General features: G+C 44.8%; 17 protein-coding genes. 12 read left to right on the forward strand and 5 right to left on the reverse strand.

Features of this window, described 5'->3' with window-relative positions; all coding sequences use genetic code 11:
• Positions 1-39: 39 nt before the first annotated feature.
• From tdh to R7Q41_RS01720, 7 genes are all read left to right on the forward strand, one after another.
• Positions 40-1,071 carry an L-threonine 3-dehydrogenase gene (gene tdh / locus R7Q41_RS01690; protein ID WP_005383983.1) on the forward strand — a complete coding sequence of 344 codons (1,032 nt, stop codon included), beginning with the start codon at positions 40-42 and terminating at the stop codon, positions 1,069-1,071.
• Positions 1,072-1,459: 388 nt separating this feature from the next.
• Complete coding sequence (locus tag R7Q41_RS01695) at positions 1,460-2,005, forward strand: spore coat U domain-containing protein (RefSeq protein WP_005375099.1); 546 nt, start codon at positions 1,460-1,462, stop codon at positions 2,003-2,005.
• A gap of 39 nt (positions 2,006-2,044) precedes the next feature.
• Positions 2,045-2,542, forward strand: a complete 498-nt coding sequence (locus R7Q41_RS01700) for a spore coat U domain-containing protein (protein WP_017820521.1) — start codon at positions 2,045-2,047, stop codon at positions 2,540-2,542.
• Between the two features lie 20 nt (positions 2,543-2,562).
• Positions 2,563-3,318, forward strand: a complete 756-nt coding sequence (locus tag R7Q41_RS01705) for a molecular chaperone (RefSeq protein ID WP_213966377.1) — start codon at positions 2,563-2,565, stop codon at positions 3,316-3,318.
• Positions 3,318-5,744, forward strand: coding sequence for a fimbria/pilus outer membrane usher protein (locus R7Q41_RS01710; protein WP_411978721.1), 2,427 nt, complete (start codon positions 3,318-3,320; stop codon positions 5,742-5,744). The genes R7Q41_RS01705 and R7Q41_RS01710 overlap by 1 nt, the downstream gene beginning before the upstream one ends.
• Positions 5,741-6,709: a spore coat protein U domain-containing protein gene (locus R7Q41_RS01715; protein WP_318108675.1), complete on the forward strand. Its 969-nt coding sequence runs from the start codon at positions 5,741-5,743 to the stop codon at positions 6,707-6,709. The genes R7Q41_RS01710 and R7Q41_RS01715 overlap by 4 nt, the downstream gene beginning before the upstream one ends.
• Before the next feature lie 141 nt (positions 6,710-6,850).
• The gene (locus tag R7Q41_RS01720; protein WP_213968457.1) at positions 6,851-7,570 is read left to right on the forward strand and encodes a carbonic anhydrase; all 720 of its coding nucleotides are present in this window, start codon (positions 6,851-6,853) and stop codon (positions 7,568-7,570) included.
• Positions 7,571-7,642: 72 nt separating this feature from the next.
• Here R7Q41_RS01720 and R7Q41_RS01725 read toward each other — a convergent pair whose 3' ends face one another.
• Positions 7,643-8,746 carry a mechanosensitive ion channel family protein gene (locus tag R7Q41_RS01725; protein WP_005375107.1) on the reverse strand — a complete coding sequence of 368 codons (1,104 nt, stop codon included), beginning with the start codon at positions 8,744-8,746 and terminating at the stop codon, positions 7,643-7,645.
• Between the two features lie 301 nt (positions 8,747-9,047).
• Here R7Q41_RS01725 and R7Q41_RS01730 point away from each other — a divergent pair, with 301 nt between their 5' ends.
• On the forward strand, positions 9,048-9,395 hold the full coding sequence (locus R7Q41_RS01730) for a helix-turn-helix domain-containing protein (protein WP_005375109.1): 348 nt from the start codon (positions 9,048-9,050) through the stop codon (positions 9,393-9,395).
• Positions 9,396-9,485: 90 nt separating this feature from the next.
• Here the strand turns inward: R7Q41_RS01730 and lldD are convergent, their stop codons facing one another.
• On the reverse strand, positions 9,486-10,625 hold the full coding sequence (lldD, locus tag R7Q41_RS01735; protein ID WP_005383962.1) for an FMN-dependent L-lactate dehydrogenase LldD: 1,140 nt from the start codon (positions 10,623-10,625) through the stop codon (positions 9,486-9,488).
• Between the two features lie 315 nt (positions 10,626-10,940).
• Positions 10,941-12,632 (reverse strand): L-lactate permease, encoded by a 1,692-nt coding sequence (locus R7Q41_RS01740; protein WP_005375111.1) that lies wholly within the window; start codon positions 12,630-12,632, stop codon positions 10,941-10,943.
• A gap of 162 nt (positions 12,633-12,794) precedes the next feature.
• Between R7Q41_RS01740 and R7Q41_RS01745 the strand changes: the two genes are divergently transcribed.
• Complete coding sequence (locus R7Q41_RS01745) at positions 12,795-13,694, forward strand: LysR family transcriptional regulator (protein WP_005375112.1); 900 nt, start codon at positions 12,795-12,797, stop codon at positions 13,692-13,694.
• Positions 13,695-13,814: 120 nt separating this feature from the next.
• Positions 13,815-15,848 (forward strand): prolyl oligopeptidase family serine peptidase, encoded by a 2,034-nt coding sequence (locus tag R7Q41_RS01750; protein ID WP_064354920.1) that lies wholly within the window; start codon positions 13,815-13,817, stop codon positions 15,846-15,848.
• A gap of 242 nt (positions 15,849-16,090) precedes the next feature.
• Here the strand turns inward: R7Q41_RS01750 and R7Q41_RS01755 are convergent, their stop codons facing one another.
• Positions 16,091-17,722: an ABC transporter ATP-binding protein gene (locus R7Q41_RS01755; protein WP_318144322.1), complete on the reverse strand. Its 1,632-nt coding sequence runs from the start codon at positions 17,720-17,722 to the stop codon at positions 16,091-16,093.
• An 85-nt stretch (positions 17,723-17,807) separates the two neighbouring features.
• Positions 17,808-18,305, reverse strand: a complete 498-nt coding sequence (locus tag R7Q41_RS01760) for a hypothetical protein (RefSeq protein WP_005375116.1) — start codon at positions 18,303-18,305, stop codon at positions 17,808-17,810.
• Positions 18,306-18,492: 187 nt separating this feature from the next.
• Between R7Q41_RS01760 and R7Q41_RS01765 the strand changes: the two genes are divergently transcribed.
• Together R7Q41_RS01765 and R7Q41_RS01770 are read left to right on the forward strand one after the other, a co-directional pair.
• Complete coding sequence (locus tag R7Q41_RS01765) at positions 18,493-20,853, forward strand: Lon protease family protein (protein ID WP_054574916.1); 2,361 nt, start codon at positions 18,493-18,495, stop codon at positions 20,851-20,853.
• Between the two features lie 293 nt (positions 20,854-21,146).
• The gene (locus tag R7Q41_RS01770) at positions 21,147-22,775 is read left to right on the forward strand and encodes a methyl-accepting chemotaxis protein (protein ID WP_005375120.1); all 1,629 of its coding nucleotides are present in this window, start codon (positions 21,147-21,149) and stop codon (positions 22,773-22,775) included.
• Positions 22,776-22,826: the final 51 nt, after the last annotated feature.

Raw genomic sequence — 22,826 nt, forward strand, 5'->3', positions numbered from 1 at the left:
TAGGCCTTAGACAATAGGGCCTTTAATTAAGGTTACATTATGAAAATTAAAGCATTATCAAAGCTAAAGCCTGAAGAAGGCATCTGGATGACTGAGGTTGATAAACCTGAAGTTGGCCATAACGACATTCTGATCAAAATTAAGAAAACCGCTATCTGTGGTACAGACGTACACATCTACAATTGGGACGAATGGTCACAAAAGACAATTCCAGTGCCTATGGTTGTCGGTCACGAATACGTGGGTGAAGTGGTTGCGATTGGTCAGGAAGTTCGTGGCTTTGAAATCGGTGACCGCGTATCTGGCGAAGGTCACATCACGTGTGGTCATTGTCGTAACTGTCGTGGCGGCCGTACTCACCTATGTCGTAACACGATTGGTGTGGGCGTTAACCGCGAAGGTGCATTCGCAGAATACCTAGTGATCCCAGCGTTCAACGCGTTCAAGATCCCTGAAGGCATCTCTGACGATCTAGCGTCTATCTTTGACCCGTTTGGTAACGCAGTACACACAGCACTTTCTTTCGACCTAGTAGGCGAAGACGTGCTTATCACAGGTGCTGGCCCAATCGGTATCATGGCAGCAGCGGTTGCTAAACACGTTGGTGCTCGCCACGTAGTGATCACAGACGTGAACGAATACCGTCTAGAACTTGCTCGTAAGATGGGTGTAACACGCGCAGTAAACGTGGCTGAAGAGAAGCTAGAAGACGTAATGGCTGAGCTAGGCATGACAGAAGGCTTCGACGTTGGTCTAGAAATGTCTGGTAACCCAGCAGCATTCAACTCAATGCTAACCACAATGAACCACGGTGGTCGCATTGCACTACTAGGTATTCCACCGTCAGACATGGGTATCGACTGGAACCAAGTTATCTTCAAAGGCTTGGTGATCAAAGGTATCTACGGTCGCGAAATGTTCGAAACGTGGTACAAGATGGCTTCACTGATCCAATCTGGTCTGGATCTATCGCCAATCATCACGCACCACTACAAGATTGATGACTTCCAAGAAGGCTTCGATGTAATGCGCAGCGGTATGTCAGGCAAAGTTATTCTTGATTGGGAATAACTTATTCAAGTAAGAAATGCGCTCCTTTTTGGGGCGCATTTTTGTTTCATGAAGATTCTTGTTTCGGGAAGAAATGGTCGCCAATCTTTTCTAAACTTCTCGTGTCGTTCTGCTACTTTTTTAGATTTTTTCCACTCAACTTCACCCTACCTTCTAACTCATTGTCGATTCTGTATTTGGAACAAGATAATAACCATTTGTTTTTAGTGGTTATTTTTCAGCATCATATGCTTAAAAAGCGTAATTTTTAAGTTTAATGTTTTTATTTGCTGTTCGTCTTTATCCTTATCCTGCTTCTTTTTATTGTTTTACATTTTATATGCATTTGGTTTTTCATAATTGAGCTATAACTAATAAAAAGGTTACCGATATACAGTGGAATGTAAAAATGGAGCTTTATATGAAAAGATTTTATCTGATGATGCCTCTGCTCTTAACCTCATTTAGTTGGCAAGCGAGTGGAGCGTCAGTGAGCGGTACGATTGATGTTTCAATTAACCTTGTACAAGGTTGTGTGATTAATGGAAATAATGCGGTAGATGCAGCTTCTGGCGTTGGCTTTGGCTCACTCGCCTTTGGAGACGTGCCTGCAATCTTCAGTGAACAAGATGGTGTGGTAAATGGTGGTAGTGCGACGGGTATTGAAGTGCTTTGTAGTAACGGTGTGACACCGACGTTTACATTGGGCACCGGATTGTATGATGCAAGTGCGACCGTTGGTACCTACGCGATGTCAAATGGCGCGCAATTTATTGATTATACGTTGTTTACCGACTCAGACCGAAGCACACAAATTATACAAGGCGGGACGGTAGCTCTGTCTGAATTTACTAGTGCAACATCGCAAACTATTGAGCTTTTTGCGAAAGCTTACGGTACGAGCAGCATTGCCGGTACATACTCCGATACCATCAGTGTGACGCTAAGCTGGTAAAACGTGACGCTGGTTGTTAGGGGCTTTTCACTTGTTGCGATGAGTTTGTGCTCTTTAACTGTGCTGGCTGATGCGACACAAACTTTTCAGGTGTCTGCCACCGTAGATACAGGTTGTTTGATTAACGGCGCAGTACAAGAAGAAAGCGCAACCCAAGCCGGGCAAATAGGCACGTTAGATTTTGGTGAGCATTCTTCAGTTTACGCGACGGAAGTACAAGGCAGCATCACTTACAGTTCATCACTCACATTAAGTTGTACTCCGGGTATTACGATGAATGTTTCCGTAAATGGCGGGATGAATGCATCGGATGGTGTACGTAAGCTAAAGCACAGTGAAGAAGCGACAACGGTAGATTACTTTTTGTTTCAGGATCTAAATTATACGCAGGTGCTTGATATTGACACGCAATATTCCGTCGATACTGACCAAGACCCAGATAATATTCAGTTTCCTATCTGGGCAAAGGCGACAATAAATGGGAATGAAATGGCTGGAATTTATATGGATACGCTTACGCTGACATTAGAGTGGTAAGTGAACTTTGGAGGGGTGAAATGGAATTCATACTCAAAAAACTATTATTAATAACCTTCCTTTTTGTTTTTTTCTCAAATGCCAACGCTAACTCATTATTAATTTGGCCGATTTACCCCAAAATATCAGAGGAGAGTAATGCAACATCACTTTGGATGGTAAATAAAGGCAGTGTTGATTCTTATTTACAGGTGAGAATTTTTAAGTGGGAACAAAACGAAGGAGAAGATAGTTATTCAAGTCAAAGCCAGTTAATTGCAACCCCTCCGTTTGTCAAAATTGAACCAGGTGAAAAGCAGTTAATCCGCATCATCAACCAAGATGAGGCCTCTGCGGGTAAGGAGTATGCATACCGAGTGATCATAGATGAATTACCGCCAACTCAAAACCCTCAAACAGAATTGACGGAAAATGAACTCGCTGTAAAAGTCCGAATGCGTTACTCGATACCTTTGTTTATTTACGGGAAAGGGCTGACTGATACTCAAAAATCAAACCGTGACAGTGAATTATGGGATGATTTACAGGCACAGTTTATTAAGAAAAATAATCAGCGTTTTGTTCACATTAAAAATTCAGGAAAACACCATGTTCGCTTAGTGAATTTACAATTGAACCTACCAAATAAAGATCCTGTCGTTATTTCCGATGGACTAGCTGGCTATATTCTTCCTGAACAGTATAAGGTTTGGTCTATTCCCCATAGTAATGTCAGACCTATGAGTTTGAGCGCGAATATTGGAGGTAAACGTTACCAAATACCATTGAAGCAATAATGAATAGATTTAATACAATGAATGCTTTCTTTTGGTTGGTATTACTTAGCGTAACGTGGAGCAGTATTGGTCTTTGTGCAAATTCAGCAAACCACTTCTCTGAGCTACCGAGTCCTGAAAATTTCTCTTTAGAAAAGTTTGAGAATATCAGCCTCAATCTGGAGTTGGTGATCAATCAAAGAGCAACAGGGCTTGTTGCGAAAGTTGAGCGAGTTGGCGATCAGTTCTTTTTGCTCCGGGAGGACCTCATTTCAGTTGGGGTTACCGCCAAGTCGTTGCCTGGAACCGAAGAGAGACTTGAGGTTACGTCTATCCCAGGTGTTAACGTGCGTTACTTGCAATCGTCATTGCAACTTGCAATTGACGTACCGCCTAATTGGTTACCGATGCAGAGCTTATCAGCGCAGGATATGGGGCGATTTTCCCCGGCTCAGTTTGGGCGTGGTGGCCTGCTTAACTACAACGTATTTGGTGTGTACGAGAACGAAAGCCGACAAAAGGAGGTTTCTATAAATCATGAAGTCAGAGCCTTTTCTGAGTTTGGCGTTTTTTCTACTACTGGGATATTTAAATCTAACTTTCATCGCGATGTTCAGTCCCAGCAAAGCAGCCAGTACACTCGTTTTGATACGAGTTACGAGTACGTCAATCAAGAGAAGCGAATTCGTATGGAGGTAGGGGACTATATTGTTCGCCCTTTATCTTGGAGCCAACCAGTAAGACTGGCGGGTATTCAGTTGTCACATGATTTCTCTATGCGTCCGGATGTCGTGACGACGCCGTTACCTGCATTTTACGGTGAGGTCACAGCGCCCACTACGTTAGATTTGTTTATCAATGGCTTTAAAACTGACTCAATGAATGTTGGGCCCGGTCCTTTCATTATTAACGATATTCCAATGCTCTCTGGTGCTGGGGAAGCAACGGTAATTGCAACGGATGCTCAAGGTAAGCAAACGGTCATGACCAGCCCATTTTTTCTCTCTTCCGATCTACTGAAGACCGGATTTACCTCTTACAGTGCGAGTATTGGTGCGATCAGAGAAAATTTCGGTAATGCATCTAACGACTATGGAGACGGTGGCGTGGTTACCGCTCTGCGTCATGGCATGACTGATTGGTTAACATTAGAAGCTCAAGCTGAAGCAAAAGATGACCTGATCGTTGCGGGGCTGGGCTTTGTCACCAATGCTTTCAATTTAGGTACGGTGGATGCCTCGTTTCGTGTGAGTAATTTTCAGGATCAATCTACCTCATATGCGCTAGGTTATAGTTATCAGTCTCGGTTGTTTAGCTTTGCTGCTCGAACTCAAGTAGAACAAGCCGACTTTTATACCTTATCTCATTTACCAAATTACGAAATGCTCGATGAAGGCAAGGACGCTTCACTCGCGTCGCGCCATCTATCACAAATCAATATGGGAGTCCGTTTGGGAGATTGGGGCTCACTTTCTGGTGGGTACTTTGATATTCAACAATCCGACTCAGATTCACGTACCCTAAATCTTACTTATAGCTACGCTCTGCCTTTTAATATCAATATGTCCCTTTCTTACAACCATAGTATTGGTGGTCAGAGTGTTACGTTGGCTCAATTCTCTCTACCTTTCAGTTCTTTGGGGGGAAGTTCGGGGCTAACGCTGAAAAGAGAGGACGATGGCGATGTGCGAGGGCGAGTGGGTTACAGCCGCCTTGCGCCAATACGAGGTGGATGGGGCGTCAATTTAGCGCATGATATTAACGAACACCCAGAAAACCGTAAACAGGCCGATTTGACCTACCGTGCGTCATGGGCGCAGTTCAGAGCGGGGTTAAATGGCACCAGTGGCGACTATGATTATTTTGCGGAAATGGCAGGTTCGGTCTCTACATTGGATGGAGAAATATTCCCGGCGAATGAAGTGTATGACAGCTTCGCTGTGGTGAGCACCAGTGGTTTTGAAGGTATTCCGGTTAAATATGAAAATCAAATTGTCGGAGTGACAGACGATGAAGGTTACTTACTTGTTCCTTGGGCTACGGCGTATTACACCGCCAAATATGAAATCGATCCACTTAATTTACCTGCCAATGCTGCGTTTTCTGCGACAGAGCAGTTTGCTTCGATACATTCGGGCTACGGCTACCTGTTAGAGTTCCCAATAGAGCTACAAATTGCACTGAGCATGACGGTGGTAGACGAAAATCATTTGTTCCTTCCGATTGGTACATATGGCCGCTCAGAAACGGGCTTAACAAGCCAAATTGGTTGGGATGGTTTTACCTACTTTGAAGGCGTTGACCCAGGCCGCTACATTCAGTTTTATCCTCAAGGACAGCCGCCATGTAAAGTGTTTATTGAGGGGTTGTATCAGCGTGAGAGTCAAAAAATACAAACATTGCCTGAGCAGGTTTGTATCAAAGCCGAAGAAGAGACCGCACTATGATTTTGCGCCGCTGGCTTGCTAGCCTACTTCTCTTTTTCTCGTTCTCGACAATGGCTTGTCAGCTCACGGCGGCAACACCTTTAATCTTGTTTGGCAATGTTTCTTCGTTTACTGTTTCAAGCTCTCAGCAGCAAAGCTCAGCTCAGCCTCATGCGGGGATTACGTGTGACTTTTCTACACTTGTGTCTTTGTTAAGTGGCGACTACGTATCAGCAACGTTTAACAGTATAAATAATGGTTTGCTATTAAATGAGGATGATCCGAGTTCGGAGCTCAGCTATCAGATTTTTGGTGATCCAGGTCTTTCACAAGAGTATGTATTCGGCCAAACTTACAATTTTTTTGAAATTGGGTTACTCGATTTACTCGGGTTGTTTGGCACTCAAGCTGAGTTTCCGCTTTATGCTCGGACGGGAGTGGGCAGTAATCTTTCCGCTGGGACTTATAAAGACCAAATCACCGTATCCTGGATTTGGGATTACTGTAAGGGTATCGGGGTTCTAGGGGTATGCATTGGCCGCGCCAATGGCAGCGCTCAAAGCGTGATTACGGTTGAGTTGGAAGTGACCCCTGATTGTATGATCACGGCGCCAGATATTGATTTTGGTTCGTCCCCATTAGTGGCCGGTTTTGAGCCAGTCAGTCAGGTTATATCGTTAACTTGTACCAAGAATAGTTCCTTCTCCATTGGCTTGAATGACGGCCTAAATGCGTCCGGCGGTCAGCGGCGAATGATTTCTAGTGGTCACTATTTGGATTATGAAATCTATAAGTCATCAACGATGGAGCGCTGGGGAGGAACCAGTTCTGAACGTCGTGAACACAGTGACGTCGATACTGGCGGCTCCATTCCGGATGGTATCACGCCACAGAATTATAATTATCGCGCGCAGATACTAACCAGCCAAACGACCCCTCCTGCAGGTACTTACACCGACTCAATAATCGTTGACGTTCAATTTTGAGCATCATGTCAATTACATCATTAGAGGCTTCTATTCCAAAAATCTTTTGTAATCATAGTTTTCACTCTGTCACTGCTTAATTTTGTGAGATTAGTATGGCTTTATTCTCACGGAATTTAACTTTCAGAAATAAGGAAAATGATGAAGAAGTCACTAACAACATTAGGTTTGGCACTGGTATTTACAGGAACAGCTTATGCAGCAAGCTGGGGCTACGAGGGAAACCATGGGCCAGCTCATTGGGGTGAGTTTGCATCTGAGTGCGCAAAAGGTCAAAACCAGAGCCCAATTAACATTGAATCGGCGACCGAAGTGAAGCTAGAAAAATTGGATTTCGACTACGAAGGTAAGGCAATTTCACTGCTGAACAACGGTCACACTTTACAGACTGGTTTAGAAGGCAAAAACACACTCACCATTGATGGTAAAGAGTTTACGTTGAAACAGTTCCACTTCCATACGCCATCTGAAAACCATGTGGATGGTAAAGAATACCCTCTAGAAGCACACTTTGTGCATACTGACAAAGTAGGTCATCTAGCTGTTGTCGCAGTGTTCTTTAGACCGGGTGACGCGAACCCAGATTTAGCTAAGATGCTAGCTAACATTCCAACTAAAGATCAAGATGTTACCATCAAGGTTCCATTTGATGCTGATGCCCTTATCCCAAGTGATAAAGACTACTACCGCTTTAACGGCTCACTAACGACACCACCATGCTCTGAAGGTGTACGTTGGTTCGTGATGAAAGAAGCACAAACTATTTCTCCTGAGCAGATAAAATCTTTTTCGGAAGTAATGGGGAAAAACAATCGCCCAATCCAACCGCTGAATGCACGTATGGTGTTAACGCAACAATAACCACTTCATGCGAAGAAAAATAAAAAGCCCGCTTAAACATAGCGGGCTTGGTTATTTGGGTATTGGTGAAAACTAGAAGCCGTGATCTTCTTGCTCTTCCGCTTTTACCATTTGTATAGGATCAAGCTTAAGCGTCTGAGTAGGGAACGCGATATCTGCATCGTGTTCTTTAATGATGTTGATTACCTTAAGCAGTATGTCCTGCTTAACCTCATGGTATCTCACCCAATTCACGGTTTTAGTAAAGGTATAGATAAAGAAGTGCAATGATGATGGACCGAATGTATCGAAATTAACGATAAGTGTTTGGCGTGCATCAATGTCTTTGTGATTTTTCAGCATTTCTTTTACCGCGGTGATAATTTGCGGCATTTTTTCAGCATCGTCGTAACGAAGTCCAATTTTTTCGTAGATGCGTCGGTTCAGCATGCGAGATGGGTTTTCTACGACAATGCTGCTAAACACAGAGTTTGGTACATACAGTGGACGCTTATCGAAAGTTCGGATAATGGTCATGCGCCAGCCAATGCGTTCTACTGTCCCCTCTATTTGTCGGTCTGGAGAACGGATCCAATCGCCAACTTTAAATGGACGATCGAAGTAGATCATAAGACCTCCAAAAAAGTTAGACAGCAAATCCTTCGCCGCTAAACCGACGATCAAACCACCAACACCACCGAAGGTAAGTAGGCCCGATAGTGACAGACCAAATGCCTGCATTACGGTTAGAATTCCGACGGTAATAAAGAACAGGCGCGCGACCTTAGCTATCGCTTGTACTGTTGTTTCATCTCGGTTCTTTTGTTCGAGAACATGTTCTTCAACATTGGTAATGAGCCGCATAACGGTCCATACGAAGATGCTGATGATTAAAATCAGTTTCAGCGTACTCAACCAGTTTATTTTATCGTTGAGCTCGCTCTCTAATATGATGCCGATAGAGACGGTTGCTGGCCAACACCAAATGAGTGTACTGACTGGTGCTTTTAGCGCATCAAGCAACATGTCATCCCAGTGGAAGGGCGTTTTCTCTACGAGCGCAGCGAGGCGAGAGCGGATCAGCCGCCACGCTATCCAAGCTATAAAGCTAGCGAGCGTAATGAAAAGGACGCTTCCACTCCAATTTTGATGAGACGTTTCAATGTAGCTTTGTAATTCGGTAAACCACTGTGGCATATGTAACTTATTTCTAGTGAACCATGGAAGGAAAGGTAGCAGATATTACTCCTTCACCCCAGTGATTTCCTTTAAATCATTTACTTATGTCTAAACCGTCCGAGATGGACTTTTCCTTCCGATGACAAGAGAGTCACCTCAATGTTCTGTTGAGCGACCGCCTCATGCATGTTCAGAGGTACGCTACCAATGATTGAGGGTTGATATTTGGACGATCAATTATAACTTCTCTGACTTATCGCTAACATTTATCTTAAGTAAGTGTGAGAGTGTATTGGCTCTTGAATTAGCGGAGGCAGATATGGAATTTACAGAGCTGGATCGAAACGCGCTCTACGACATCTGGATGTCACAAAAAGCCAAAATGCACATCACTCAAATGGAAATGGCGAAGCGCCTTGGTTTGAGTCTACACGAGTTTTCTGGCTTGTTACGTGGTAATTCTCCACTGACGCTAGGTTTTGTAAAACAGCTATGCGAGCAGCTACATGTACGTCCTGGTCAGGTGATTCCGTCTTTGACGGAGCGTGACCTATCTGCATCTGGTACCGTTTATTTACAAAATCGCGTGACGGTGGATGGCGATATCAGTAACGTGTTTATCGACGGAAACCAAGTCGTGATCGAGTACGTCCACCAAGTTAGCTAGCTTGCTCGTCAAATTATCGGGTTGAAGAGCAATAAAAAACGAGCCACTGTTGGCTCGTTTTTTCGTTTCTGTTTTGCTCGCTTGCAAAGATTATGGGATTTTCACTAGCGAATCGCGTGAAAGATCCGCGATAGACTTAGCGCCAGTCAGCGTCATTGCTACACGCATTTCTTTATCGTACAGATCCAGTAGGTTTTCAACGCCTGCTCCGCCTTGTGCTGCCAATGCGTACACAAATGAACGGCCAAGAAGCGTACAGTCTGCACCAAGTGCGAGCATACGAACGACATCAAGACCAGTACGAATACCAGAGTCTACGAAGATCTTAAGATCACCTTTTACCGCATCCGCAATGCTTGGTAGTGCTTTAGCACTTGAAAGTACGCCATCTAACTGACGGCCACCATGGTTAGATACCACAATGCCATCTGCGCCGAAACGTACCGCATCTTTCGCGTCTTCTTCATCTAGAATGCCTTTGATAACCATTGGGCCATCCCAAAAATCACGAATCCACTCAAGATCTTTCCAGGAGATAGAAGGGTCGAAGTTTGCGCCTAACCAGCCGATGTAATCTTCTAGCTTTGTTGGTTCGCCACGATAAGTTGAGATGTTACCTAAGTCGTGCGGTTTACCAAGTAGACCCACATCCAGCGCCCAGCTTGGGTGGCGCATCGCCTGGAATACACGACGCATGGCCGCGTTAGGGCCACTCATACCTGAGTGCATGTCACGGTAACGTGCGCCAGGAACTGGCATATCAACGGTAAACACCAGCGTTGTTACGCCTGCTGCTTTTGCACGCTCAAGTACGTTTTTCATAAAGCCACGATCTTTAAGCACGTAAAGCTGGAACCACATTGGACGTTCAATTGCAGGTGCGACTTCTTCAATCGGACAAACCGAAACAGTCGACATAGTAAATGGGATGCCTTTTTTCTCGGCTGCTTTTGCTGCTTGCACCTCGCCTCGGCGCGCGTACATACCAGTTAGACCAACAGGAGCTAGCGCGATTGGCATTGCCAGTTTCTCACCGAAGATCTCGGTTTCGAGGCTCAAATCTGTCATATCGCGTAGGACGCGTTGGCGAAGAGCGACATCACCTAAATCGTCAGTATTACGCTTCAGCGTGCGTTCGTCGTAAGAGCCGCCATCAATATAATGGAATAGAAACGGGGGAAGCTTGGCTTTCGCGGCAGCGCGGTAGTCAGTAGAAGCTGAGATAATCATAATGGTGTCCTAGCGGTTATTCTAAGCAAAGTTGTGGAGCAATTTGCTCTTTCGTTGAGTCTTCATCGCAAAGCAGTGAAGACATCAAAATGAGTATAGTTACCTATGGTTCACTTACGTTTGAATCGGTGATGTTGGTAACCCATTTACATAATTGGTTGAAAAATTTTATTAAATCACTCAATCAGTTATGCAAACTGGAAAGGGTGACACAGCTGTCGGGGGAATTGATGTAGCAAGCTAAATCAACATGTCGGGGTAGTAGTGCAGACAGCTGTGTCAAATTAGGCAGGGCTGTAAACCCTGCATTTCGCGTTACTTCATTAAGACATCTGTCATTTGGAAGCCATAAATCAGCACCAATCCAATAATGCCTGTCATTACAATGTAGTAGAACGTAGGGATAATCGTTTTACGCAATGTTGCGCCTTCTCGACCAAGCAAACCTACCGTGGCTGATGCGGCAACAACGTTGTGAATCGCAATCATGTTACCTGCGGCAGCACCGACGGCCTGGAGTGATACAACAATCACACTCGAAATAGACAACGTTTGTGCCACTTCGAATTGGAACTGGCTGAACATCATATTTGATACCGTGTTTGAGCCAGCGATGAACGCACCCAGTGCACCAACGGTGGCACTCAGCGCTGGGAACGCAGAACCAACAAGGTCAGAGGCGAAGTTTGCGGTTGTGACGGGCATACTTGCTAGGTCAGCACCGTTGATGCCTGAGTTGATAAAGATACGAACCATCGGAATGGTAAATACCAAGACAAAACCCGCCCCAATCAGTGTTTTGCTTGACTCGCCAAACGCTTCACGCAATGGCTTTACACTACCGCTTTGTAACATTGCAGCAAGTAGTGCGACAAACACCAGAATGCCTCCAGGAAGGTATAACGGCTGAATCGCAGCGCTAACGCCAGTCTCACCAAGAATGTTGCTGAACGACAAACTTACGCTTTGTACAAAGCCTTTCAGCTCAGGGCTTACGCGGCTTGCGACGAGAATAACTGCCAGCATTACATATGGAACCCAAGCTTTTACGATGCTCATTGGCTTGCCCGGATTGTCGTTTAGATCGACTTTTAGCGAGCCTAACCACTCTGCAGGCCACTTGTCTTCGCTTTCGAAATCCCACTTAGTCTTTGGTACTAAGAAGCCTTTTTTCGCTGCGGTAACAACGATAGACAGACCAACCAAACCACCGATAAGTGAAGGGAACTCTGCACCTAAGAAAACACCGGTTAACGCGTATGGAACGGTGAAAGAGACACCAGCGAATAGTGCAAATGGTAGAATATCCAGACCTTCACTCCAGCTTCTGTTCTTGCCGAAGAAACGTGTTAACATCATCGCCATTAATACTGGGATCATCGTACCTACGACTGCGTGAATGACAGCAACGTGCGCTGTGATATCTTGCAGGTACATTTCCCACGTTGCACCTTGTGCGGCCAACGACTCACTGATGTTATGGGTGTCTAAACCTTTGTTTACACCTACGATGATAGGCGTGCCTACCGCGCCGAATGAAACAGGCGTTGACTGAATCATCATGCCCATAAGGACAGCGGCTAGCGCAGGAAAGCCGATTGCAACCAGTAGTGGTGCAGCGATTGCTGCCGGGGTACCGAACCCAGATGCGCCTTCAATGAACGAGCCAAAGCACCAAGCAATGATGATGGCTTGTACACGGCGGTCAGCCGAAATATCGGTAAATCCATTACGGATTGTGGTGATCGCTCCAGTGTGTTTTAAAGTGTTGAGCAAGAAGATGGCACCAAACACGATCCATAGAACAGAGACAGTAATGCCCAGTCCTTGGAATACGGAGGCCAGTACGCGATTGGCTGACATATCCCAAAACATTAGTGCGATAGCGACGGTTAGACCGAACGCAACAGGCATGGCTTTTTTAGCAGGCCAGTTGAGACCAACCAATAAGATGGCGGCAACAACAATTGGCGAAAATGCCACTAGGGCAAGTAGGGTTTCACTCATTTGTACATCCTTCGTACGCTGACTTCTCGAACGGTGTCAATCCGCTGTAGAGGTGACTTTTTGTTGTAATGGTTTTGTTAATTTGGCGTGAATTTACTCCTTTATTTTTTGTTGATATAGGGAAATAATGAAAATAATTAATTCCAAAAGTGACATAATGGTATGAGAGCAGACGACTTAATCCTATTTTCTCAAGTAATCGAACTTGGCAGCTTTAGTAAGGTTGCAGAGGCAAATAACCTTACAAATTCGGTAGTTAGCAAAAGAATGGCGAGGTTGGAGGAAGAAATAGGGGCTCAGCTATTATATCGAACAACGCGCAAATTAACCTTGACCGAGGCAGGTAAGGTGTTACTCCACAGTGCTAAAAATGTGAAGCAGGCCACTCAGGAGGCTATGGACGCTGTTGCAGGCTTTGGAGAGAATGTGAGCGGTCATATAAAAATGTCCGTGCCGTGTATCTCTGGAGATTTGATACTTGCTGATGCTGTTGCCGAATTTTGTAACCTTCATCCGGGTCTGACCGTGGATATGTCATTGGATAATCGCTTTGTCGATTTAGTGGCTGATGGTTACGATTTAGTCATTCGAACTGGCTACCTAGCCGACTCCAGTTTGATCGCACGACATATTCTCGATTCCCAATGGGTGGTATGCGCGTCACCTTCTTATATTGCGAAAAATGGGAAACCGATCGAGCCGATTGATCTCACCACGCACAATTGTCTGCAATACGCTTACCAAACCACAGGTGCAACGGATTGGGAGTTTAAAGGAGAAGATGGCAATTACATCGTCAAAGTATCGGGCTGCTTTTCTACTGATAACGCGACCGCATTACGTAAAGCCGCTCTGGGCGGCCATGGTATTGCTTACGTCCCGCGCTGCTTGGTGTATCACGATATTCGTAATGGTCAACTGGTGGATATTTTTCCTGAATTAGTAGGTAAAAAGTTGGGTATCTACGCGGTGTATCCGTTTACTCGTCAACCACCGAACAAAGTGAAGCTGCTTATTGAGCACATTCGTGACCGGTACTTAACGATATCTCATTATTTCTAGGTTCTTCATAGATTTAAAACAATGTCGTTGAAATCAAAATTGGGTGCTCTAAGGTAATCACCGCAATAAAACGATTGAAGATAAACAACTTAATAAAAACAACGGAGTAACACGGACGTTATGCATTACCCAAAAACACGTAAAGATTCTGTCGTGGATACTTATTTTGGTCACGACATTGCCGACCCTTATCGCTGGTTAGAAGATGATCGCAGTGAAGAAACCGCACAATGGGTTTCGGGTCAAAATTCGGTCACCTTCGATTTCCTTGGTCAGATACCGTACCGCCAACAAATCCGTGACTTAGTGGCGAACAGTCAAAACTACGAAAAATATTCCCAGCCATTTGTACGTGGTGACTACACCTACTTCTACAAAAACAACGGTTTGCAAAACCAAAGCGTATTGTATCGACGTAAAGGCGAGGGAGAAGCCGAGGTTTTCCTTGATCCAAATACTTTCTCCGAAGAGGGCACGACCTCTCTTGGCGAAGTCAGCTTCTCTAAAGACTACCGTTTGGTCGCGTATTCCATCTCGGAAGGGGGTAGTGATTGGCGTAAGATATTTGTCATTGATACGGAAACCAAAGAACAGTTAGAGCCTGAGATTGTTGATGCGAAGTTTACGTCGATTTCTTGGCTGGGCAGCAAAGGCTTCTATTACTCAAGCTACGATAAGCCGCAAGGCAGCGAGTTGTCTGCTCGAACTGAGCATCACAAGCTTTATTATCATGAACTTGGTACCCCTCAATCTGAAGATAAAGTGATTTTTGGTGAGTTGGATACGCAAGTTCATCGTTATGTGTCTGGTACGACGACGACAGATGATCGCTTCCTCATTATCTCTGGCGCAGAATCTACATCGGGTAATCGTCTGTTTTATATCGATTTACAGTCTGACTCCCAAGCAATTGTGACGCTGCGCGATACAACGCAAGGCGACACCTACTTAATTGATAGCCAAGACGCAACCTTGCTGCTTTACACCAACCTAGACGCGCCGAACGGCAAAGTTGTCAGCTACAACACTCAGACAGAACAATGGGCTGACGTGATTGTTGAACAAGAACAGCCGCTAGAAATCAGCAAAGGTGGCGGTTATCTGTTTGCGACTTATATGGTGGATGTGCTTTCTAAAGTGCAGCAGTTTAACTACCAAGGTGAGTGGATTCGAGATGTAGAACTGCCGGGAGAGGGCACGGCTTACGGTCTAGCGGGTAAAAAAGAAGAAACCACGCTGTATTACACCTTTACTAACTACGTGACACCACCGACGATCTTCTCATTTGATGTCGAATCTGGTGCATCGACGCTTTACCAAGAATCAAAAGCGCCGTTCGATCGCAATGAGTATGAGTCAAAACAGGTGTTTTACACCTCAAAAGACGGCACGCAAGTTCCGATGATCATTTCATACAAGAAGGGCATTGCACTTGATGGTAGAGCACCAACCATGTTGTATGGTTACGGCGGTTTTAACATCAGCCTCACTCCAATGTTTTCTGGCAATGTAGCCAACTGGCTAGAGTTGGGTGGTATTTACGCTGTCGCCAACATGCGAGGCGGCGGTGAATACGGTAAAGCCTGGCACAACGCAGGCACTCAGCAGCAAAAGCAAAACGTGTTTGATGACTTTATTGCGGCGGCGGAATACCTGATTGAAAACGACTACACGAGCTCGGATCGCCTAGCGATTCGCGGTGGTTCTAATGGTGGTTTGTTAGTTGGAGCGTGTATGACGCAACGCCCTGAACTATTCAAAGTCGCGCTGCCTGCGGTTGGCGTGCTTGATATGTTGCGTTACCACACGTTTACGTCTGGAGAAGGCTGGAAGTATGACTATGGCACGTCGGAGCAAAGTGAAGCGATGTTCCAATACTTGCTTGGTTACTCTCCTGTTCACAATGTAAAAGAAGGCGTGCAATATCCTGCTACCTTGGTGACAACTGCTGATCACGACGACCGAGTTGTGCCAGCACATTCGTACAAATTTATTGCGAAGCTGCAAGACAAACAGCAAGGCGCTAATCCAGTATTGATACGCATTGATGTCAATGCAGGTCATGGTGCAGGAATGCCGCTGAGTAAGCAAATTGACCTCACCACAGACGTGTATGCATTTACGTTACATAATATGGGTATTGAGTCGATTTAATGCCCTAGTTGTTCGAAGCTTCTGAGAATAAAAAAATGCCGCGACAGTGTCGCGGCATTTTTCATGGTTGGGGGAACTCAATTCATACTGTATGCCAGTATTTGAGCCAGGTTGACTAAGTCTGACTCTTGAACCAACCAGTCTCGGCGGCCAAACCGAAAGGCAGCTACGCCATTCTTAAGACAAGATGAATTTATCACCTTTTCTTAATCCTAGTTTATGAATATGAAACTGTGATGAACCTAAGCCGCATTGTGCTGATTTTCACTGTTTTCAAGATCAAATGAGGCATCTATCAGTTTTTTCGTGTAGTCATTTTTAGGGTTTTGGAAAATCTTTTCGGCCGCACCTTGCTCCATGACCTCGCCCTTTTGCATGACTAGAACACGATCAGAGAGTGCTTTAACTACTGATAGATCGTGGCTAATAAACAAGTAGCCAATATTGTGTTTTTTCTGCAAATCTTTCAGAAGGTCAATCACTGTCAGTTGCACCGAGCGGTCTAATGCAGAGGTTGGCTCATCAAGCAGAATAAACGAAGGTTCAAGGATCAGTGCTCGCGCGATAGCAATACGCTGACGCTGGCCTCCTGAAAACTCGTGCGGATAACGGTTGATGGACGCGGGATCTAAGCGGACCTCACGGAGCACGTCGCGCGCTTTCTGCATACGTTCTTTTTTACTCAACATTGGTTGGTGGACAGTTAATCCTTCTGTGATGATCTCGCCGATAGTCATACGAGGAGAAAGCGAACCATAAGGGTCTTGGAATACCATCTGAACGTCTTTTTTCAGCTCAAAACGTTCTTTGTTTGTCAGCAAGGCCATATCTTGGCCTTTATATTCTATTTTGCCAGTTGAGGGCAGTAGACCTATCAAAGCTCGGCCGAGTGTAGACTTACCTGAACCGGACTCCCCAACGATCCCGAGGGTCTCTCCTTGTTTAAGCTCAAGAGAAATGCCTTTTACCGCTTCGAAGTACTCATTCTTGCTCGCAATAAAATGCGACTTTACCAAGAATTTGACTCGTATATCGTCGGCCTTTAAAAGCTGTGTAGCACTTTCGCTAATAGGCTCCTTACTGCCTTTAGGAATCGAGTTGATTAGCATACGTGTATATTCGTGCTTTGGGTCCTCGAAGAGTATTTGCGTTTCGCCTTCTTCGACGACTTCTCCTTTACACATCACAATGACATGGTCTGCAAAGTGTTTTACGACGCCTAAGTCATGAGTAATAAATAGGATTGCCATGCCCATCTGAGCCTGAATTTCTTTAATCAGGTGCAACACTTCTGCTTGAACCGTGACATCCAACGCCGTTGTTGGTTCGTCGGCGATCAAAATATCGGGCTCGTTAATCAGTGCCATCGCAATCATGATACGTTGCAATTGACCACCAGAGAATTCGTGTGGGTACTTGTTGTACGCTTTTTCTGGGTTTGGCATATGAACCAATTCAAACAGCTCTAACACCTTTGCTTTTGCTGTTCGTCTGTCGACCGGGCGGTGACACATGATGGCCTCAGCGACTTGGATACCCACCCGCATGTACGGGTTTAGTGAGGTCATCGGCTCTTGAAAAATCATGCCAATGCGATCACCGCGAATACTTTGCATTTCACGCTCTGTTTTATCCAAGATGGAGCTACCCTCAAACATGATGGATGAGCTTTCATGCAAAATAGCGTTGTCTGGCAGTAGTTTCATCAGTGCATTGGTTGATACTGACTTGCCAGAGCCAGATTCGCCAACGATGGACAGCGTCTCGCCTGCTTTTAAATCGAAGCTAACATTCTTTACTGCATCGACGATCCCATCGTTTGTCGTAAAGCTGACTGATAGGTTGTTCACCGAAAGAATGGTTTTAGAAGACATCACAGATCCTTGTGGTTGATAAAGCAAATGATACTCAAGCAATGGACAGCACAAACCTAGTTGGCCTCAATACTTGAGCTTTAGATTAATTATACAGGTGAGAAGGCGAAGATTTTGCCGAACTCATTGCTTGCAAATGTAAGAACTGCTCATGCGCGCGCGTTACGTGCTCGAGTTCTATCATCCATTGAGCATTACGTTGGGCAGAGCAAAATGCCGCCATGTGAGCTAACAAGTCTTCGCTCTGTTGACCAAGTAGGTGACCTACGCGCTCAATCAGTTCATGGCTCTCTAGCTGCAAAAATTGAAATAGCGCGTAAGTTTGATTGAGTATTGAGAACGCATCATGTTGTAAGCCGAGTTTGTTGAGAATCTCTGATTGCGTCACGCTGGCATCTCTAAGCCCCGTAATGAGACATACAAACTGGCAAGGTTTAGTTTGTGCATTTTCTAGCGCTAAATGAATGTGGTTGGGTAGATTGTTGAGCACGTCGTCATATAAACGATGAGCTTCTGGCCAATGGCCTTGTTCCATCAGTTGCTCTGCTTTTAAGTAGCGCATCCAGCATTGCTCAATATTCATATCCATCTCCACAACATTTGATTTGTTTAGATATTAAATGAAATTGATTATCAATTGCAAGTGCGTGTTAATATCACTTATGTGTTCATAAAATGTCCAATCAATCTAGGGTGGAAGGTAAATCACTTAAAATTAAGCAAATAATCTCTACACTCAAATAACGAAAATAAGAAAAAAGGAAGTGGATATGGCAATACTAAGATTGGAAGCTAAGCAGCTATATTCTGTAGCAGATCTAGAGAATATGCCATGTAAGTCGACCAAGGAGTTACCTCCAATTGATGAAATCGTGGGCCAAGAGCGCGCGCAAAAAGCGGTCGAGTTTGCGATGTCCATCAAAGAGAAAGGGTATAACATCTACGCCATTGGTCAGAATGGGCTAGGTAAACGCACCATGATCTTGCGCTATCTGAATCGTCACCAACACGATGCAGCAGCCCTGTTTGATTGGTGTTACGTTGCGAACTTTGAGGATACCCGTACACCAAAGGTATTAAAGCTGCCTTGTGGTATCGGAAATAAGCTACGTGTTGATATTGAAGCTTTAATGGGCAAATTATTGAATGCTTTACCCCTAGCATTCGACAATGAAATGTACTTTAGCCGCGCTGAGCGATTAAAAAATCAATTGGCAGCTAAGCAACAAAACGAGCTGGATCGTATTAGTCGAGAGGCAAAAGAAAAAGGCATCAGCCTAACACTGACTACACAGGGGGATTATCAGTTTGTCGCCATGAACGGTGATGAGCTTCATACGGAAGAGTCTTTTGATGTACTAAGCAAAAAAGAACAAGAGCAATTCAGCGATGCTATTGATGAACTCGAAGTGCGATTGCGCTCGATGGTTCGTGAGCTTACGGAGTGGGAAGAGACATACAGCGATAAAATCAAAAAGCTCAATGATGAAGTGACGCTTGATGTGATTACTCACTTCATCAAAAAACTCAAAGTGGATTACGCGCAATATTCCGAAATCAAAACCTACTTAACTGAGCTGCAAAAAGATATTGTTGAAAACGCAGATATCTTCCTTGACCAAAGTGGCGAGCAAGGCGAAATTGCGACGGCATCCTTGGATAAAAAATTGCCACGTCGTTATAAAGTGAACGTCTTGGTAAGCCGTAAAAGCAGCGAATTTCCTATCGTTGTTGAAGAAAATCCCAACTATCATTCACTCTTCGGGTCGATTGAGACTGCCACTTTCAAGGGAACGGTGTTTACCGACTTCTCGCTGATTCGCGCAGGGAGCTTGCATAAGGCGAATGGCGGCGTTCTATTAATGGATGCTCAGAAAGTACTTGAACAGCCTTACGTTTGGGATGGTTTGAAGCGCGCATTGCGTGCTCGTCAATTGAGTTTTACGTCTCTAGAAAAAGAAGTCACATTGACGGGGGCGGTATCACTCGATCCTGAACCGATTCCGCTTGATATCAAAATTATCTTATTTGGTGATTATCGAACTTACCAATTGCTCCAACATTACGATCCAGAGTTCAGCGAGTTGTTCCGTGTGACGGCAGATTTCGAAGACGAAATGAAACGTACGCCGGAGTCTGAGCTGCATTACGCGCGCTTTATCTCTAGCGTGGTGCATGACAACAATATGCTGCATTGCGATCGCAAAGCCATTGCTCGGATCATCGAATACAGCTCACGTTTGTCTGGCGACCAATCCAAGCTATCTCTACATTCGGCTAATATCGCCAACTTGCTTCGAGAGTCGAATTACGTGGCTCGTCAAGCCAACTCCAACATGATCCGTATTGGTCATGTTGAAGAGGCGCTCAATAACCAAGAAATGCGAGTAAGCCGATTACGCGATAACGTAATGGAAACCTTTATTAACGGCACAACGCTGATTCGCACCGAAGGAGAAGCCGTAGGCCAAGTGAACGCACTTTCGGTATTGAGCACTAGTGACTACATGTTTGGTGCACCGAATCGCATCACAGCGACGACGTGTTACGGTGATGGGGAGGTTATCGATATCGAGCGCAGCGTGGATTTGGGGGGCAGTATTCACTCTAAGGGTGTGATGATTTTGTCTGCCTACTTATCTTCCGTATTTGGTAAAACGGCACGAGTGCCATTAACGACAACCATTACCTTTGAGCAATCTTATGGTGGTGTTGATGGTGATAGTGCCAGCATGGCTGAGTTATGTGCGGTTGTGTCTGCTTTTTCAAAGCAACCAAATCGACAAGACATTGCGATAACAGGGTCGATGAATCAATTTGGTCAAGCTCAGCCTATTGGTGGCGTAAACGAAAAGATCGAAGGCTTTTATGATGTGTGTGTAATTAAAGGTCGTCATGACGGGCAGGGGGTCATTATTCCGCGCTCTAATGTTCACAATCTAATGCTTCGTTCCGACATCGTGAAAGCAGTCGAAAAAGGCGAGTTTAATATTTGGGCGATTGACCATGTTACTGAAGCTATCGAATTGTTTACGGGGAAAGTTGCTGGTGAGCCAACTGATGAAGGTTCTTATCCAATCGATACCATTTTTGGCCTTGCTCAAGCTAAGCTCAATTCGTTGAGAAAATAGGCTGAAACCGTCCTAAATGTGAATGTATCTCATCATAAGTGATCATAATTTATCATAACGACAATATCCCGACGCTACTGTCGGGATATTGTCAATAACAGATTGAAAATGGAGAGTTTTTGTACTAGACAAAAGTGTGATCGACCTCTAATATTCGCCACTTGTTTATTCGTCTGGGAGTTATCCCGTCGCAAGGAAGCATAGATATTCAAACTGCCGAAAAGTAACGTTGTTATAAGCACTGCTCGAGTTTGTTTGGATATAGACATCACGCATACAACTGAGGCCCTGTCATGCAGTTATCACTGAAAAATTTGTCAGTACGAACGCAAATTTTGGTTCCGGTATTATTTACCGCGATTGTTTTGTTTATTGCTCTTTGGATTACTAAAAACAATCTTCAAGCAGAGCAAGATGTTATTGCTTCCAACCAAGAATCTTTGGTTTTTCACAAAGACACATTGGCGAGTATTGACGACCAAATTTACCCTCTGCGCATAAGCGCGGTTTACGCTATTTACGATGCTTCTCGTCGTGAGAATTTTCTAACCGAATTGAAAGAAGGCTTAAAGCAAGTTGATGCCGATTTAAGCGCAATTGAAGCCCGAAACCTATTCCGTGACGATGCCGTTAAAGTTCGCCAAGCAATTGAATCCTATGTGCGATATTCAGAGCGCTCAGTTGCTTTCTTCAACCAATACGATCAAGGTTTGAAATCGGATAGCGAGTACCGTGCATTTGTCAAAGAGTATCGCAATGTTGGCCGAGAAATGGTCCAACAAATTAACACGCTATCAAAGCATGTAAACGAGCAAGCTGAACAATCTACTATCAGAAGCCATCAGCAAAATGAACGTGTGCAAAATAACGCTATGTTGACGGTTTTAGCGGTATTTGCTTTCTCATTGATAGGCGCTTGGTTCCTATCTGGCATGATTGTTACACCAATCCAAAAGCTGCAAGAAGTGATGCGTCAGTTAGCAATGGGTAATCTATCAGTACGTGCAGATGTCGATGGGGACAATGAGATCTCTAAGCTGAGCAAAGATGTAAACCAAACCGCAGAGCAGTTATACAACACTGTGGACCAGTTAACCCGTATTAGTGAGGAAGTTGCATCTGCATCGACCGAATTAGCTGCGGTAATGACGCAAGCGGAAGCGAACGCTCAACAAGAGTTGGCGGAGATCGAGCAAGTTGCATCTGCGGTTAACGAGCTTGCAAGCACTGCGAATAATGTGAGTGATAACGCGACCTCTGCTGACGCAACCGCGCGTGAAGCTGATGGACTTGCTCAATCAGGTTTGGCTATCTTCCAAGAAAGTGCGGAAGCAAGTGCGCAAATGTCTCAAGCATTGAACGATGCAGCGCAAGTTGTTTTGCGTCTAAAAGAGCAATCTGTACAGATCAACGATGTTATTGAAGTGATTCGCGGCGTATCTGAGCAGACCAACTTGCTAGCATTGAATGCTGCGATTGAAGCGGCGCGAGCTGGTGAGTCTGGTCGTGGTTTTGCGGTAGTAGCTGATGAAGTACGCATGCTAGCAGCGCGTACTCAAGACTCGACACAAGAGATCCAAACGATCATTGAAGAGCTTCAAGCGCAGTCTGGGCTTGCGAATGACAGTATGCAAGTCAGCCTTGATATGCTTAGCCGCAACAACGAGCTGACGCAACAAGCGAATGAAGCGTTGGTTGGAATTACCGAGTCAGTCGCCAACATCAACGATTCAAACACGCAAGTAGCAACCGCAGCCGAAGAGCAGTCTCAAGTTACTCAAGATATCAATCGCAACGTGGTTAACATGTCGGAGCTTGTAAACCAAAACGTAGCGGGCATCAGCCAGAGTGCAAGTGCGAGTACTGAGCTTTCATTACTTGCAGAGAAGCAGAAAGAGCAATTAAGTTTCTTTAAGCTTTAATTCATCATCTACTTATCAAATCTCTAAATCCCTGAGTGAATGCTCAGGGAT

The sequence above is a fragment of the Vibrio sp. 2096 genome, assembly GCF_033339595.1.
Taxonomy (GTDB): domain Bacteria; phylum Pseudomonadota; class Gammaproteobacteria; order Enterobacterales; family Vibrionaceae; genus Vibrio; species Vibrio alginolyticus.